Consider the following 16088-nt stretch of genomic DNA (forward strand, 5'->3'; position numbering starts at 1 on the left):
TCAAATGGCGCCATTCAATAACTTAACGAGTAATCCGTACTTAGGAACACGACGTGTAATGATGGGTTCTCGCGGTGCAGTTGCCACGAGTCAACCAAATGCAGTTGCGGCAGGTATGTCCATGTTTAACTTGGGGGGAAATGCAGTTGATGCAGCGATTGCAACAGCTATTGCCCTTACTGTTGTAGAACCGACTTCCAACGGTATTGGTTCAGATGCGTTTGCTATTGTTTGGGATGGAAAAATTCACGGTTTAAATGGTTCTGGTAAAAGTCCTCAACATCTTACACTTTCAGATTTTGCAGAATTTACTGAGGTACCAGAACGAGGTTGGCATTCTGTAACTGTACCTGGCGCCGTTTCGGCATGGCGTGCTTTATGGGAACGCTGGGGAAAGTTACCATTTGAGACTTTATTTATACCAGCAATTCGTTATGCTGAGTCAGGTTTCCCTGTGGCGCCAGTTACATCCATATTATGGAAAGCAGCAGAAAGAATTTTTCTTCCCCTTACAGGTGTGGAGTTTGAACCGTTTAAAAAAGTCTTTTTTCCTAAAAATAGGGCGCCTGTTGCTGGAGAAATTTGGGCTTCTCAACTTCATGCCGAAACATTAAGGGAAATTGCTGCGACAGGTGGTGAAAGTTTTTACCGAGGCGCGCTTGCTCAAAGCATGGTTGAGTTTGCTAATGCTACTAGTGGATACTTAAGTTTGAATGATTTCGCAACACATCGAGCTGAATGGGTGGCGCCTATTTCTACCAACTACCGAGGTTTGACAGTTTGGGAAATACCTCCTAACACTCAAGGTATTGCCGCATTAATTGGTTTAAATATTCTTTCTGGTTTTGATTTATCTGATTATCCACGAGATTCAGTAGAAAGTTACCATTTGCAAATCGAAGCAATAAAACTAGCTTTTGCTGATTTACACAAGTACGTTGCTGATGAACGTTTTTTTGCTGTACCTACTGAGCATTTTCTTGACCCTAATTATGCAGCAAGGCGCCGTGCTTTAATTACAGACACAGCTATTCCACTCGCTTCCCCAGGACTACCAACAGGAGGAACAGTATATTTAGCAACCGCTGATAATGACTTGATGGTATCTTTTATACAATCAAACTATCACGGCTTTGGCAGTGGAATACTCCCACAAAATACAGGTATTGCATTACAAAACCGAGGTTACGGATTCACTTTAGAATCAGGACACGCAAATCAATACGCACCAGGTAAACGTTCATTACATACAATAATTCCTGGTTTTCTTACTCAAGACAATCAACCTATAGGCCCATTTGGAGTGATGGGAGCAGCAATGCAACCCCAAGGACATTTGCAAGTAGTAACCAATATGGCTGATTATGATATGAATCCGCAAACAGCTTTAGATGCTCCCAGATGGCGTTTTAATATAGGTTCTCAAGTATTTCTAGAACCGAGCGTACCGCAAGTCATAGCTCAACAACTTTCAGCGCGCGGTCACGATGTACAATACAGTTCAAATATTGGGCTTTTTGGTCGCGGTCAAATTATTTGTAAGCACAATGGAGTTTTTATCGCTGCAAGTGACTACCGCGCAGACGGGTTAGCAAGCGTCTGGTAATAATATGTATACGTAGGGTGCGTTACAGTCTGAAAAAATTGACACTAAGAATAAAAATTAAACTAGCTGTAACGCACCAACCATATTTGTCAATTATATAATTAATATATGCTTGACACATAGTGAATTAAAGCTTATGAATTTAGAAGAATTTAAGCAAGCTCTAACAAATGCACAAATATCTTTAACCTCGCTCCCGACTCCATTGAAAGCACTCTATCACGATAAAATAGGTAATTGGGATGCAGCACACGAAATCTTAGAACATGCCATTGATAAAAATAGCGCATGGGTTCACGCTTATTTACACAGGAAAGAAGGTGATATTAATAACGCTCGTTACTGGTATCGACGTAGTGGAAAACCAGAATTTCAAGGTGAACTAGACGAAGAATGTGAACATATAACTACGCAGTTACTCTTAAACATAAAGCGCGTGATCTAAATTGGCGCCACTCCAAAAAATATCTTCAAAACAAGAATTTCACTTTTGTATATTACCGGATTTAAAATTATATATGTTTGATTAAGTTTAAGGAAAAAGATGAATCAAGAACAATGGACTGTAGTTGATAAATATATTACTGACCTTTTTATACCCCCTGACCCAGTACTTGATGCGACAATTCAATCTACCATTGATGCTAATATGCCATTAATCAACGTGGCGCCTAATCAAGGAAAGTTACTGCACGTACTTGCACTTATGAAAGGCGCCCGTAAAATATTAGAGATTGGTACACTCGCTGGTTACAGCACAATTTGGTTGGCACGCGCGCTACCTGTTGATGGTAAGTTAATTACATTAGAAGCAGACGCAAAACATGCTGCGGTTGCTCGCGATAATATTGCACGCGCAGGATTAACTGATAAAGTTGAGGTACGTTTAGGAGCAGCACTAGATACTTTACCGCAGCTTGAAGCCGAAGGGCAGGCGCTGTTCGATTTAGTATTTATTGATGCCGACAAAGTTAACACGACAGAGTATTTCGAGTGGGCACTTAAATTCACGCGACGTGGTAGTTTAATTATTACTGATAATGTTGTGCGAAAAGGCGCCGTAATTGATGCCAATAGTACAGATGTAAATGTTCAAGGGGTGCGGCGCTTTAATGCTGCGCTGGCAGCAGAACCCCGTGTGACAGCAACAGTAATTCAAACAGTCGGTAGCAAAGGTTACGATGGTCTAGCAATTGCACTTGTAAATAGCAATTTTTAATTAGATGTTAAAGCGAAAATAAATGTTTATTTAAAAGATTGTAATATTGCTTTTTTAGCTAAAACGGCACCTTGGTTTGTAAAGATAATTTTCCTAAAATTGGATGTGTAAAGTGAAGCTCGCGTGCGTGTAAATGTAATCTATCTGATGAGTTATTGCTTCCATATAACCTATCGCCTAAAATAGGTGTTCCAAGTCCTTGTTTATCGGCTGCATGAACTCGTAACTGATGCGGGCGCCCTGTTAGAGGTGTAAACTCAATACGAGTATAATTACTCTTGTCAATTACTTTGTAATGAGTTGTGCATTTTTTGCCATGCTCCCAGTTTACTTCTTGGTATGGACGGTTTTGTGGATTTCCCCAAAGTGGAAGTTCGATGATACCTGTGTCTGAATTTATGTTACCGGAAAGTACAGCTTCATAGACTTTCTGAACTTGCCTTTGTTGAAACTGCACAGCAAGTTGACGATATATATCTAAATTACGTGCAATTAGTAATATTCCTGATGTATCCTGGTCTAGACGATGTACAGGAATTAATTTCATCCCATCGGTTAATGTATTACGTAAACGGCTTAATACACTATCTTGAGTATTACGATAGCGACCAGGAACGGACAGTAACCCCGAAGGTTTATTAATAGCTATTATATATTCATCTTCATACAGTAAATTTTGAAGGGGCGCCATTAGTTCTGGTGTATGTAACCCAGAAAGTAAAAACCCCATAATAGGTTGGCAACGTTCGGAACAGGCGCCATAAAACTCTCCTTGAATTTTATCACCGTTGGGTAATGACTCTCCCCACCAAAATTCAGCCATTGCCAGAGGTTTTAAATTATGTATTGCAGCATAATGAAGTAATTTTGGGGCACAACAGTCACCCGTCCCAGTGGGTGCTTGCGGCATTAATTGCTGTAACGATTGTGACATTCCTAAAAAATTAGTCAGCGAATATACTGCGTGCATTTTTGCTTGGAGTTGACGCGATATTTCTTTACGCTGCTGTTTTAATTCGGTAATACGGATGTTGGCTGATTCAATAATTTGTTTTAATGGGTGTAATTTTTCATCACGTTGACGCTTGAGTAATTTTTTTTCAATACCATCTCGACGACTTTCTTCTAGAAGTTCTTCTTCGTTTATATTGGATAGCAGGCGCCTTTCTTGACGCTGCTGTTTACGTTGTTCATGGCGTATATTTAATTGTTGTATTTTGTCTGCGAAGTGAAGCGATAAGTTTTCATATTCTTGATGCTCAGGCATTTGTTGTAAAGTGATTAATTCTTGTTTGATAGTATCTAACTGTGAAAGCACTTGCGTTTCATCAAATGCAACTTCCGAGCGTCCGGGTATAGGTGGCGCCCAACCTGGTACAAAACTTTCTCCATTTAATAATCCTGAGAATGCTTTAATAACTCTAGTATCATTTGATGGTAATTCTACTATTAATATGCCATACATTTTACCTTCTTGGGAATAACGCGCGTCTTGTCCTAAATGTCGCATCAAACCACGCGCAACTTCTTCTGAAAGGGCAGTTCGAGGAAGTCGCTGTGAATGTCCTTCGTAATAGTAGTTAGGAAGTGCCGAACTTTCTAATACTGGATGAATGAAGTCTGATATTTGATGTAATATAACCATAAAATCCCCCTAATCCCCCGCTTTCTTTGGGGAGATTAAATATTTTTATATCAAACTTGCAGAATCAGCGTCTAAAAATAACGTTGCCTGCGTTTGATGGCGTAAAATAGAAGCTGGACAAGTTGTAGTAACTTCACGCCGGAGCATTTGAGCGATGATTTTAGCTTTACGTTGACCAGGCGCCAGACAGATTATTCTCTTAGCAGCGCAAATTGTAGGTATCGTAACAGTAAAAGCATATTGGGGCACTTGTTCAATATTAGAAAAATATCCTGTATTAACCTGTTGTTGACGATTAACCTCATCTAGTTTAACTAGCTTAACAGTATATGGGTCATTAAAATCTGCTACTTTAGGGTCATTAAATGCCAAATGCCCATTTTCCCCAATACCTAATAAACACAAATCAATCTTGTGTGTTTGTAGCAATTCTGAATAACGCGCGCACTCTATCAATGGTTGTTGAGCATCTGCTTCGATATAATGAAATACCTGGGGATGAACTTTTTGCTCAACCTTTTCTCTGAGGTATTGTCGAAAACTTGCTGAATGGTTAGCCGAAATTCCTAAATACTCATCTAAATGAAAACAAGTAACCCGTGACCAGTCAATACCACCTAGTGATATTAACTCGTCTAAGAACTTAAGCTGTGAATTACCTGTTGCTAATAATACACTTGCTGTTTCTTGTTCCTGCAACACATTATATAGATACTCATATACAATTTCAGCAGCAGCGCGCGCTATCTCAGCTTCAGAATTATAAACATTTACCTTAAGGGATGAGACGCTAAAGTTCTTTGACGGATTTATCATATGTTGTAAAGCTCTGTAGGATAGGCGTCTTGCCTGTCATACAGGATTATTGATTTCTCGAATTACCCTCACATTATAATTTTACTACTATCAAGGGTCTATGGCGCCACTAACAAAACGGACGCTTATATAATTACATTCTCTGTATAAAAACAATCTACGTATATAAACGTAATTATCAGGGTTAATATGCAGGCGCCTTCAGAGTGAGTTTACATAAATGGTAGTATTATCAAGTAACTCAATAGTAAATTCTAAATATCATTAAAATGCATATTCCTGAAATCACTCAAACATTGTTGGAAGCAAAAGACGAGAAAGGGTTAAGTTTTGAAGATTTAGCCAAACTCGTGAAAAGGAATGAAGTTTGGGTTGCTTCTGTAATTTATCGGCAAGCTAGTGCTTCACTTGAAGAAGCAAAAATTTTAGTTGATGCGCTAGAAGTTGCTCCATACTATGCTTCTGAGTTAATCAAATATCCCATTAAAGGTAGTGATTCTATTGTACCAACTGACCCTTTTATTTATCGTTTTTACGAAATTGTGCAGGTGTATGGACTACCCCTCAAGGATATAGTTCAAGAAAAGTTTGGCGATGGAATTATGAGCGCGATTGATTTTACTTTAAATGTGGAAAAGGAAGAAGACCCAAAAGGTGATAGGGTTAAAATCGTTATGTCTGGTAAGTTTCTTCCTTATAAAAAATGGTAATTTTGCTCTCTAATGATACGAAATAATGCATTTAGACGTTAACCGATTTGTCGCGCGGTAGCTTTAGAAACATTACAATCAGTAACGACACACAATTTGTGCAATTTCAAACTTGTTAAAATTGAAAGTACGGTGGGCTTCGGCCCACCATTCATAAACGCGCTTTAATAAAATTTTATTGTTTAACGTTTTCCTGGACAGTTTTCACATCCAGCTTTAAGCTTTCTGCTATTTGCTCGATAGTAAACCCTGCCTTTAGTAAGATAGGGATTGTCTCTATTTTTTGTTCGAGTCGTCCTTCTTCTCGTCCTTCTAAATAGACCTTGCTTTTTCTTAACGATTCTAACTCAAGCATAGCTTCTAATTCCTTTACTGATAAGTTTGGAAGTTTGTCCATTACCACCGTTTGAATAAATTGTAGAACTTTTTCTTTCAAAGCGGGACTGGTAATTTCCGAATTTGTTCTAATTATTAGCTGTCGAGCTAATTTCCCTATTTTCTCTCTGCCTTGCTTCTTTGCAACTAAACACATAACACCTACGCTCAAGGATTGATTTGGGTCTTTACCAAGTTCATCTAGATAAAACCGACGTAGGACAGGTAAGAATATCTCTAAATATGGTGGAAGCGTTCTTTCATTGCAGCGTCTATCGTAGATTACTATCGCGTACCATTTTTTGTTAGGTGGTTTTTTTTGGGTCAAATACATCATTATTTTGCCAAAAAAGCTGTTGTAGAAGTCACTGTCCTTATATCCTTGTGCTTCGACAAAATATAGTGGCATAAAGCTATATCCTGAGCTTGTTTTGTATAAACCATCTAAGCGATAACTTTGTTGCTTGAGTTCTTCTGCACCGAACTCGTATCCGGTTTTATTATCCTGTCCTTCACCGATGAGTTCAAAAAATAGCTCTGGTAGGTTTTGGAAGATTTTGTAGAAGAGTGGATCTGCTGTCATTCACTTTTCGCTCACACCTGGAGACGTGGTAGATTTTGATTAAGTATAATATTACCATATAGTTTAATGGTTACATGTCTATATACAAATTAATGTTGGCGAACTTAGAATTTTGGACAGGCGCCCTTTCTCATGTAAAATATGTAAAGAAAGTTTATGTTTTCTTAACTTTATTTACATAGCTTATGCTGGCAGCACTTCTGTTCGATTTAGATGGAACCCTTGTTAACACAGACCCCATCCATTTTTTAGCTTGGCAGAAAATGCTAAGTCGCTATGATATACATATAGATGAAAGTTTTTACCAGAAAAATATCAGTGGAAGATTGAATCCGGAGATACTCGCGGATATTTTGCCACAGTTGTCACCGCACCAAGCTGTGGGATTTGCCGATGAAAAAGAAGCGATGTTTCGAGAAATGGCGCCATCTTTACAGCGTTTACCAGGACTAACCGAGTTATTAGCTTGGACAGACACGCATAACATCAAGCGTACATTAGTTACAAACGCACCACGTGCAAACGCTTACTTTATGTTAGATGTATTAGGATTAGGCACCGCATTTGAATTAATAGTATTAGCAGAAGACGAAGAGAAAGCAAAGCCAGACCCCACACCCTACCGAGTTGCAGCACAACGTCTAGGAGTTAATATTGAAAATGCAATTGCTCTTGAAGATTCACCATCGGGTATTAGGTCTGCTGTTGGTGCAGGTATAAAAACTATCGGTATTGCATCAACTCATGACCCAGAAAAATTATGCGAGATAGGCGCCTGTATGGCAATATCCGACTTTACAGACTTACGTTTGTGGACACTTTTAAACTTTCAACTAAATTCTCAACTCTTAGAAGCAGCACCAATCACATAATTAAAAGCTGGTGCGTGACGCTACAAGTCTTATAATGAAATTGAAATTTGTTCATAGCGTTACGCACCCTACCAAGATAATTATGAATAAAGATGAGTTTGCCATTTTTTTTGAACAATCTATAGATAATCTCCAGCAAAAGCAAGAAGACTTAAAGGATAAATACGCTTTTGGAAGTTTTCCTAAGTATTGTTTTGACCAAGAAATCGGAACGCTTCAGTTTCAAGATGACCAAGATCAGGTACAAGTCGAAGCGCTTGTTACACCTATTGGTAGTTTCTCGTATAAAAGTGAAACATGGCAATGGTCATGGGCAAATTCGTCGATACTTGAGCGTTTACGGCTAAAATCTGAGAGAATAAAAGAACTCTACACGTTTACAGGCGCCCCAATTTTTGAGGCATCAATAGTCAAGGTGAATGAGGAGCAAGCTTGGGAGCTTTCAGCGATGGCAGTTGAATATTTAAAGTCCTTGGGATGTTATTCTATGCCTTACGAGGGAAGACAATTGCGAAATTTTGTTTCTATAGATGAAATTATCAAATGCCCGAAGGACCTGAGATTAAATTAGCAGCAGCCAAAATTGCCAAAGCTATTTGTAACGTACCCATAACTGATATATTCTTTGCTTTTGACGCACTGAAAGAGTTTGAAAAAATTCTGGCAGGTCAGCAAGTAGTGTCCGTCAAACCCAGAGGCAAAGCATTATTAATTCGATTTAGTAATGACCTGAGTATATATAGTCACAACCAACTTTATGGACTTTGGTATATACGTGACGCAAATACTTATCCCAAAACAAACAGACAACTAAGATTAGCAATTCACACGCATAAAAAATCAGCTTTATTATACAGCGCATCAGATATATCTGTTCTTAATGATGCTGAAATCGCTGTACATCCATTTTTAAAGAGTCTTGGGCCCGATGTATTGGATGAAGCTACAACTATAGAACAAGTTGAAGAACGGTTGCTTGATAAACAATTTTATAGGAGAGGGTTGGCGCCGTTATTACTCAATCAGCAATTTATTTGTGGAATAGGTAATTATCTTCGTAGTGAGATTTTGTTTGTAGCACGTATAAATCCTTCATTTCGTCCTATGGACTGTACTACCAGGCAAATTCAAAAACTAGCAGAAGCGGTGGTTGTAATTCCTCGTAAGTCTTATATTACTAAGGGAATTACAAATGATATTGCCATTGCGACGAAGCTTAAAGCTGCTGGTAAACCACGCAAAGCTTATCGTCACTGGGTTTTTAATCGAGATAATCAACCTTGTCACGCTTGTGGTACGACTATTATTAAAAGTGTAATGGGCGCCAGACGCATTTATTATTGTCCTCAATGCCAGAGTTAATTGTCATTAGTCGCATATTATTGTCATTAGTCGCCATTATTGTCATTCTGAGCGTAGCGAAGAATCTGAAGAATCTAATTTTCTAACTAGATTTTGAGATGCTTCACTGCGTTCAGCATGACATGTAAGGGCATCCGTTACATCCGTTGCATCCGTTACATCCGTTACATCCGTTGCCAACTATCCTTTAACTGCTGTAAACGCACGCTCTAATGCTTCGAGTGCCAAATTAATTTCAGCTTCGGTGACAATTAATGGTGGTACAAAACGAATTACTTTAGGTCCTGCGGGGACTAATAGCAACCCTTCTTTAATCGCAGCGTTAACTACATCACTAGAAGTTAACTCAACATTGTCGTATAATTCCATACCATTAATTAATCCCCAGCCTCGGACATCACTGATAAGCTGTGGATATTTAGCGGCTAATTGCTTCAATCCTGCGCGTAATTGTTCTCCTCTGGCTTCAACGTTTGCAAGTATATTTTCTTTCTCTATCGTTTCGCATACGGCCAACGCTACTCCGCAAGCAAAAGGATTTCCCCCAAATGTCGAAGCGTGTTCACCAGGTTGGAATATATCACAGAATTTTTTGGCTAACATGGCGCCTATAGGAATACCACCACCCAAACCTTTTGCACTAGTCAAAATATCTGGCTCAACACCAAGCTGTTCATAACCCCATAGTTTACCACTACGTCCCATGCCAACTTGCACTTCGTCAAATATTAATAGTACTCCTGTCTCATTACAAATTTGGCGGAGTTTACGGAAGTAGGAAACATCACCTGGTCGAACTCCTCCTTCTCCTTGTAATGGTTCGATCAATATTGCCGCAACTCCGTAGTCTCCTTCGTCGAGTTCACCTATTGCCGCTTCGACTGCTGCAAAGTCGTTGTATGGCACGTAACTGAAACCTGGTACTAGGGGATCAAAATTCTTTTGATATTTTGGCTGTGCTGTGGCTGTAATTGTCGCCAAAGTCCGACCGTGAAAACTTGAATGTGCTGTTAGAATGATTGGACGTTCTATGTTTAATACTGTATGCGCGTATTTACGTGTTAGTTTAATTGCAGCTTCGTTTGCTTCGGCGCCGGAATTACAAAAGAATACTCGGTCTAGGCAAGAATGTTTAACTAGCCATGTGGCTAATTCTCCCTGTTCAGGAATATAGTACAAATTTGAAACATGGTGTAGTTTCTGAATTTGACGTGTAACAGCTTCAACCATTGCTGGGTGAGCATGTCCAAGTGTACAAGTAGCGATTCCTGCAACAAAATCTAAGTATTCGCGTCCTTGTGTATCCCAAACACGGCAACCAGCACCTCGTTCTAAAGCTATTGCGTATCGTCCATAAGTGGACATTACAGCTTTATCAAAGCCATTATTATCAAAATTATGTGATGTGGGTGATGTTGGTTCTAATGTTGCTAGCTCAGTACTCATTAGTCTTGCCTCCCTAAAAATATCCAAATTCTATAGCCGTTTTTACCAATACTAAATCTTAGTTCAAATACTTAAATATCTCAAATGCGAGTGGCGGTGTGAAAAAAAGAACTGTATACTCAACGCTTGAACAAAAATATCAGCGCATTCAAAAAGAATTGATGGCAGGGACACTAGCACTTGTAGGTGTTTTCCTCATTGGTACTGCTTGGTACTCGCTGGTAGAACGTTGGTCTTGGCAAGATGCAGCGTATATGACTGTTATTACTCTAGCTACTGTTGGCTATGGTGAAACACATCCTTTAGGAAATAGAGGTAGATTATTTACAATTGCGTTAATCTTAATGGGTGTAATTACCATTGGTTATATAGTCAATCGATTTACAGAAGCTGTAATCGAAGGCTATTTCCAAGAAAATCTTCGTCTCAGACAACGGCGCCTATTCATGAATTCGTTATCAGGTCATTATATTATTTGTGGTTTCAGTCGAACAGGTCGTCAAATTGCCAAAGAATTCCAGGCAGAGGGCGTACTGTTTGTAATTATCGAGAAAGACCTTGATTCAATGCAGCAGGCTCAACAGGAAGGATATACTTTTTACCAAGGAGATGCCACCCTCGATGAAACTCTGCTGCGAGTTGGAATTGAAAGAGCAATTTGTATTGTTGCCGCTCTTCCATCTGATGCCGAAAATCTTTATACTGTACTTTCTGCTAAAACTTTAAATCCTAGTATTCGTGCCATTGCACGCGCTAGTACCGAAGAAGCAGTACAAAAATTGGAGCGTGGCGGCGCCGATGTGGTAATTTCCCCTTATATTACAGGTGGAAAGCGGATGGCAGCAGCAGCACTGCGACCCCAAGTTATGGACTTTGTGGAAGGTGTCCTAACTGGTGCAGACCGTCAAGTTTATATGGAACAACTTGTGCTTGACCCCGCAGTTTGTCCCGTTGTTGGGTTAACATTGCAGAAAGCTTGCTTACGCGCTCAAACTGGTGCATTAGTATTAGCTATTCAACGTGCGGACGGTTCTGTAATTGGTGGTCCAACGGGAGATACGCTATTACTGCCAGGGGATTTACTCATCTGCATGGGAACAGCAGAGCAACTGCGAAGTCTCAACCAAATTATCGAACCCATAAATACCAAGTCTCGGCGCCGTTCCCAAAGAAAGTGAAGATAATATAATATACGGATGATTGCGTAAATGATATGTAAATTTTTTGCCAAGATTCCCCTCGCTTGGCAACTGTTAGTTAAAGAAAAGACACGTTTGGCTGTAGCTGTTGCGGGTATAACATTTGCAAATATACTGATGTTTGCTCAAATGGGATTTGAGGGAGCATTGTTTGAAAGCGCAATTGCTCCTCATAAAAGTTTCGACACCGATTTAGTATTAGTGAGTCGTAATTTTGAAACTATTTACTCAATCAAAGATTTTCCTACTGAACGATTGTACCAAGCACGTGGATTTGCGGGAGTTCTTGAAGTGAATCCTGTGTATATAGGTTTAGGTAGGTGGAGTAACCCAGAAACTCAAGGACTGCAAACGATTTTGATTATGGGTACAGACCCAGCAAATAAAATTTTTAGATCACCCCAACTCAATCGTGATTTGAACGAGTTGCAAATTCAGAACCAAGTATTATTTGATAAAACTGCTTTACCCACAAACAGCTATATTGCTTCGTTATTTCAAAATCAAACCACACCAGAGACAGAGGTAAATAAAATTAAAGTGCGTATTGGTGGTTATTTTTCTCTGGGTAAATCATTTGCTACTTATGGAAATATCATTACTAGTGATTCTACTTTTTTAAGACTTTTTGCAAGTCATGAACCCAACCAAATTGGTACAGGGTTGATTAAGCTGAAAACAGGCGCCGACATTAAACAGGTTAAAAACAATTTAAAATTAGGTTTACCCGACGATGTTTTGATATTAACCCACGACGAATATATCGATATGGAAAGAAACTACTGGGGAAAAACAACTCCCATTGGTTTTATGTTTGGAGTTGGTGTCATGGTATCGTTTATAGTCGGTTGCGTTATCGTCTATCAAATTTTATACTCAGATATTTCAGCGCATTTAGCCGAGTATGCAATGCTCAAAGCAATAGGTTATACAAACAATTACTTACTCTCCGTTCTTGGACAAGAAGCTTTACTACTAGCAGTTTTAGGATATCTACCAGGTTTAATAACTGCATTAGCATTTTATAAACTTGCAGCAAATACAACAAAGCTACCCGTATTTATGACGATAGAACGAGGCGCCAGTGTTTTTGTGTTAACAGTAATAATGTGCTTTGTATCTGGTATTTTTGCCATGCAAAAGCTACGCACCGCAGATCCGGCAGACTTAATGTAACTTAATATAAAACTAACGAGTTATTGTGCAAACATTAAACAGAAGTTAACTATTCACGAATGGTTGTTGAACGTCAACTTCCTGCCAACCATGCATAGAAGCAACGCTTTTCAACATCCACTCAATTCCTACAGGAGGCGCCGAGCTTATTAGAATACCAGGATAAACAGCAGTACCCCAAGTAGGATGAAGCACAACACGACATTTATTTTTAATAATTGGATAACCCAGTAAAGCTTTGACGACAGCAGTATCATCATGGGGAAACTCACCGGGACGTGACAGAATTGGATAACCAGTGCGAGGGTCAACTAAATCAGAAAAATACCCTCCATCACGTAAATTGAAAGCAACATCAAACCCATAGCGAATAAATTGTTCACGCAAAACTTGCTTTTCAGCTTCAACAACATCACTGTCCTCAAGCATTTCGTAACGTGCTTTTGCGAGAACAACTGCAACCCACATTGACTTATCCTTCCAGTCTGGAAATATCCGCTCGCGGTTGGTACAGATATATTGACTAGGAGAATGAATTGAAATTTGAATAGCTTGTCCCAGTTTGCCAACCAAATGAATGGGATAGCTTTCATCCGAAGTCCGAACTCTAAAATAATCCACCTATTTAATACTGTTTTTTACAAGAGAGTACAAACTTGTCCTTGATAAAAATAATAACTCTTAATTTTTAATAAAAAACACGATTTTTTTGCAAAATCATAGTTTATATGCTGAATTGTAAAATTTTTATATTCTTTTTAACATCAATTTTATATTTTCTTAATAATTTGACATCATCTCCTCCCAAAAACCCGAATATCCGAACCAACATTAGCATCCGTAGTAGCATCCGTAGGTTGGGTAAAGCGCAGCGTCACCCAACAAACTCACTATCGTTGAAAAGTCCATAATCGATGCTTAATACAAACCAAGTATTCACAAACCAAAGCATTTCATAATATTTAGGTATATTTACCATAAATTAGTACAAAGTTTACATCTACCTTAAGGAATACCCTGCACACTTGCTTATCTCGTCAGTAATAATTGGAATATCAAAAATCAAATTTCAACTCACCCAACTAAAGGTATTTTTATACCTCACTCTTTGCCGTGCAATGTTTGCAGATAGCAGATTTTGCGCTTTACAAATGTTTTTAATGAAATCATCAGAACAAATTGGTTTGAAAATGCATCAACATAATCCAGGTAGCAAAACTAACAAAGTAATCGGCGCCGTTATTGTGATAAAGCTAGTAGTGACAAGTTACTTTAGCTGTCAATTTGTTGGTTCTTGGATAAATTACTACCAACAGACTGCAAATACGTACCCAACATCACTTCCTTGGGTAAGCACAAAAACAGACTGCGAACATCGTGGTAAAGAATGGCGTAACGAAAAATGTTGGGACTCAGAACACAGTATGTTGTTCTAGAAACATAATTATTCTCTTGTGGAATGGGCTTAAGATTGCCCGTTCCATCCAAAAGGGCGGGCAAGGATGCCCACCCCACAAGATACAGATATAAAACAACGATTAATTAAGCGTTAAAGCATTTACAGGTACTTCATCCCAAGAAGTAACCTTGCGTAGTCTTGCCTGCCAACCCCACGCTTTTTGGATTTCGGTCAAATTTTTTTGAAAAGACTCGTGGCAGTCTTTGGCATGGGACTCGCTACTTGTAGCAATACACGCATGAATCATACCAGACGCATCAATTTGTTCGTTTACCCAAATAGTCATATAATTCCCCCAAGTACTTGAGTTCTTTAAAATATTACGCGATTTTCTACTTCTATTAAAGCCTATTTACAAAGTTCTTATTTTTTCGCAATGAGTCGTAAAATATATAAAACCACAAAGGACACAAAGAAGCAACGACCATGCTGGGGTTTACTCTGAGTCACGCAAGTGGCTTGACATAAAGCGAAGACAAGTGAGATTATTCTCTCAAACGGCGCCTGCGTCTTCTTCTGGGCTGATTTTCATGATATTTTTGAATTTCTTGAGCATTTGCTAAAAGTAATTTGGCTATTTCTATTTTTATTTCGGTTAGTTTATCTGAGTCTTGCGTATTTGTCCCATCTAATATTTGCAGTGCAGTACCAATATAGTTAGTTGTCATTAGTGCTTCAATGTGCCTATTTGCTTGCACAATGCTTGACCTATATATAAATAAAGAGATAAGGCTGATGATTTGAGTTAGTGTACCTGTTATAGAGCCAACTAATATTAAGGTTAAACTTGGTTTTTGATATACTAGTGCAATTGTAAATGCTACTAAACCAAAGCCGCATAACATCGTGATAACACTTAATCGAAATATCCAATCTATTTGTTGAAGGTTTCGATTAAAGTATGCTGAAAGTGTCGCTGTTGAGATATCCCACGCTGGTTTTACTTTGTCTTGACTTTGAGATGTTAAGTTTGCAGCAGCTTGATAATTGCTTTCTGTAATATATGTTAACTGGTTTGGTAGGTTATCTAAGATTGTCCAAATTATTAAACTTAATATTGTGCCAAGTGCTAAAACTATACTAGCTCCAAAAAAGCTAAATTTATCAAGTATATAGTTATATCTTAGTAAGAAAGCTAATACTACTCCTACTATTAACAAGAATAAGAAGAAAATTATATATATAGATATTCTACCCGATTTACTTGCTGAAATATAGTATCCGTTCAGGGGGGCGCCTGATATTGAAGTAGACGGGTTGAGTTCAATACTTCTTAAAAATCTTCTCGGTAATACTATGTAGTCTTCATTTATACCTTGCCTAATTAAGTCTTTTGCTATTTTCTTCTTGGTTTTATCAACTCTAATTTCGACTCCTTTACCTCTCAAAACTACAAGAATAATTATTGCATTAATTTCTCGTCCTCTTTTCCAACCAGTTTTTACAAGTGCATATTGGTTGTTAGAGTCATCAAATTTTGTTTCTACATCTATTGTTTTGCCTTTGGGTATTGAACTGGCATAGTGGAGAATAACGTTTTTGACGATTTCTCTATGTTCGATGATGATATCGGTACTATCGGAGACATTCATATAGTTTAATTTACTGCGTTTTTACACG

Annotated in this window: 18 protein-coding genes; 10 read left to right on the forward strand and 8 right to left on the reverse strand. The window is 38.5% G+C overall.

The genetic code is table 11. The features are described 5' to 3' along the window. The first annotated feature begins 4 nt into the window (after positions 1-4). The 3 genes from DSM106972_RS33025 to DSM106972_RS33035 all read left to right on the forward strand — a co-directional run bounded on the left by DSM106972_RS33025 (position 5) and on the right by DSM106972_RS33035 (position 2825). Positions 5-1606 (forward strand): gamma-glutamyltransferase family protein, encoded by a 1602-nt coding sequence (locus tag DSM106972_RS33025; RefSeq protein WP_201800818.1) that lies wholly within the window; start codon positions 5-7, stop codon positions 1604-1606. 136 nt (positions 1607-1742) lie between these two features. Further along, positions 1743-2051, forward strand: a complete 309-nt coding sequence (locus tag DSM106972_RS33030) for a hypothetical protein (protein WP_127084661.1) — start codon at positions 1743-1745, stop codon at positions 2049-2051. A gap of 99 nt (positions 2052-2150) precedes the next feature. After that, positions 2151-2825, forward strand: a complete 675-nt coding sequence (locus tag DSM106972_RS33035) for an O-methyltransferase (protein ID WP_127084662.1) — start codon at positions 2151-2153, stop codon at positions 2823-2825. Positions 2826-2883: 58 nt separating this feature from the next. Here DSM106972_RS33035 and DSM106972_RS33040 read toward each other — a convergent pair whose 3' ends face one another. Next, a complete protein-coding gene (locus DSM106972_RS33040; protein ID WP_127084663.1) occupies positions 2884-4470 on the reverse strand; it encodes an RluA family pseudouridine synthase in 1587 nt (528 codons plus the stop codon). A gap of 45 nt (positions 4471-4515) precedes the next feature. Further along, the gene (locus DSM106972_RS33045) at positions 4516-5286 is read right to left on the reverse strand and encodes a glucosamine-6-phosphate deaminase (protein ID WP_127084664.1); all 771 of its coding nucleotides are present in this window, start codon (positions 5284-5286) and stop codon (positions 4516-4518) included. A 269-nt stretch (positions 5287-5555) separates the two neighbouring features. Here DSM106972_RS33045 and cynS point away from each other — a divergent pair, with 269 nt between their 5' ends. Further along, positions 5556-5996, forward strand: coding sequence for a cyanase (cynS, locus tag DSM106972_RS33050; protein ID WP_127084665.1), 441 nt, complete (start codon positions 5556-5558; stop codon positions 5994-5996). Positions 5997-6171: 175 nt separating this feature from the next. On the opposite strand, the gene DSM106972_RS33055 is transcribed toward cynS, so the two are convergent. Further along, on the reverse strand, positions 6172-6954 hold the full coding sequence (locus tag DSM106972_RS33055) for an Rpn family recombination-promoting nuclease/putative transposase (protein WP_127084666.1): 783 nt from the start codon (positions 6952-6954) through the stop codon (positions 6172-6174). A gap of 185 nt (positions 6955-7139) precedes the next feature. Between DSM106972_RS33055 and DSM106972_RS33060 the strand changes: the two genes are divergently transcribed. From DSM106972_RS33060 to nei, 3 genes are all read left to right on the forward strand, one after another. Further along, positions 7140-7826 carry an HAD family hydrolase gene (locus DSM106972_RS33060; protein ID WP_127084667.1) on the forward strand — a complete coding sequence of 229 codons (687 nt, stop codon included), beginning with the start codon at positions 7140-7142 and terminating at the stop codon, positions 7824-7826. Positions 7827-7908: 82 nt separating this feature from the next. Next, positions 7909-8397 carry a DUF6882 domain-containing protein gene (locus DSM106972_RS33065; protein ID WP_127084668.1) on the forward strand — a complete coding sequence of 163 codons (489 nt, stop codon included), beginning with the start codon at positions 7909-7911 and terminating at the stop codon, positions 8395-8397. Beyond that, the gene (nei, locus tag DSM106972_RS33070) at positions 8370-9188 is read left to right on the forward strand and encodes an endonuclease VIII (protein ID WP_127084669.1); all 819 of its coding nucleotides are present in this window, start codon (positions 8370-8372) and stop codon (positions 9186-9188) included. Before DSM106972_RS33065 ends, nei begins: the two co-directional genes overlap by 28 nt. 42 nt (positions 9189-9230) lie before the next feature. On the opposite strand, the gene DSM106972_RS51670 is transcribed toward nei, so the two are convergent. Next, positions 9231-9368 carry a hypothetical protein gene (locus DSM106972_RS51670; RefSeq protein ID WP_158632917.1) on the reverse strand — a complete coding sequence of 46 codons (138 nt, stop codon included), beginning with the start codon at positions 9366-9368 and terminating at the stop codon, positions 9231-9233. Next, the gene (locus tag DSM106972_RS33075) at positions 9369-10634 is read right to left on the reverse strand and encodes an aspartate aminotransferase family protein (protein ID WP_127084670.1); all 1266 of its coding nucleotides are present in this window, start codon (positions 10632-10634) and stop codon (positions 9369-9371) included. A gap of 161 nt (positions 10635-10795) precedes the next feature. On the opposite strand from DSM106972_RS33075, the gene DSM106972_RS33080 reads away from it, so the two are divergent. Next, on the forward strand, positions 10796-11812 hold the full coding sequence (locus tag DSM106972_RS33080) for a potassium channel family protein (RefSeq protein ID WP_127084736.1): 1017 nt from the start codon (positions 10796-10798) through the stop codon (positions 11810-11812). 30 nt (positions 11813-11842) lie between these two features. Next, a complete protein-coding gene (gene devC, locus DSM106972_RS33085; RefSeq protein ID WP_127084671.1) occupies positions 11843-13009 on the forward strand; it encodes an ABC transporter permease DevC in 1167 nt (388 codons plus the stop codon). A 45-nt stretch (positions 13010-13054) separates the two neighbouring features. Here devC and DSM106972_RS33090 read toward each other — a convergent pair whose 3' ends face one another. Continuing rightward, positions 13055-13630, reverse strand: a complete 576-nt coding sequence (locus DSM106972_RS33090) for a methylmalonic aciduria and homocystinuria type D protein (RefSeq protein ID WP_127084672.1) — start codon at positions 13628-13630, stop codon at positions 13055-13057. 539 nt (positions 13631-14169) lie between these two features. On the opposite strand from DSM106972_RS33090, the gene DSM106972_RS33095 reads away from it, so the two are divergent. Continuing rightward, positions 14170-14445, forward strand: a complete 276-nt coding sequence (locus tag DSM106972_RS33095) for a hypothetical protein (RefSeq protein WP_233787416.1) — start codon at positions 14170-14172, stop codon at positions 14443-14445. 102 nt (positions 14446-14547) lie between these two features. Here the strand turns inward: DSM106972_RS33095 and DSM106972_RS33100 are convergent, their stop codons facing one another. Together DSM106972_RS33100 and DSM106972_RS33105 are read right to left on the reverse strand one after the other, a co-directional pair. Beyond that, the gene (locus DSM106972_RS33100; RefSeq protein ID WP_127084673.1) at positions 14548-14754 is read right to left on the reverse strand and encodes a glycogen debranching protein; all 207 of its coding nucleotides are present in this window, start codon (positions 14752-14754) and stop codon (positions 14548-14550) included. Positions 14755-14953: 199 nt separating this feature from the next. Beyond that, positions 14954-16060, reverse strand: a complete 1107-nt coding sequence (locus DSM106972_RS33105) for an element excision factor XisI family protein (protein ID WP_127084674.1) — start codon at positions 16058-16060, stop codon at positions 14954-14956. Between the last annotated feature and the right edge of the window lie 28 nt (positions 16061-16088).

It is taken from the genome of Dulcicalothrix desertica PCC 7102 (assembly GCF_003991905.1).
GTDB lineage: Bacteria > Cyanobacteriota > Cyanobacteriia > Cyanobacteriales > Nostocaceae > Dulcicalothrix > Dulcicalothrix desertica.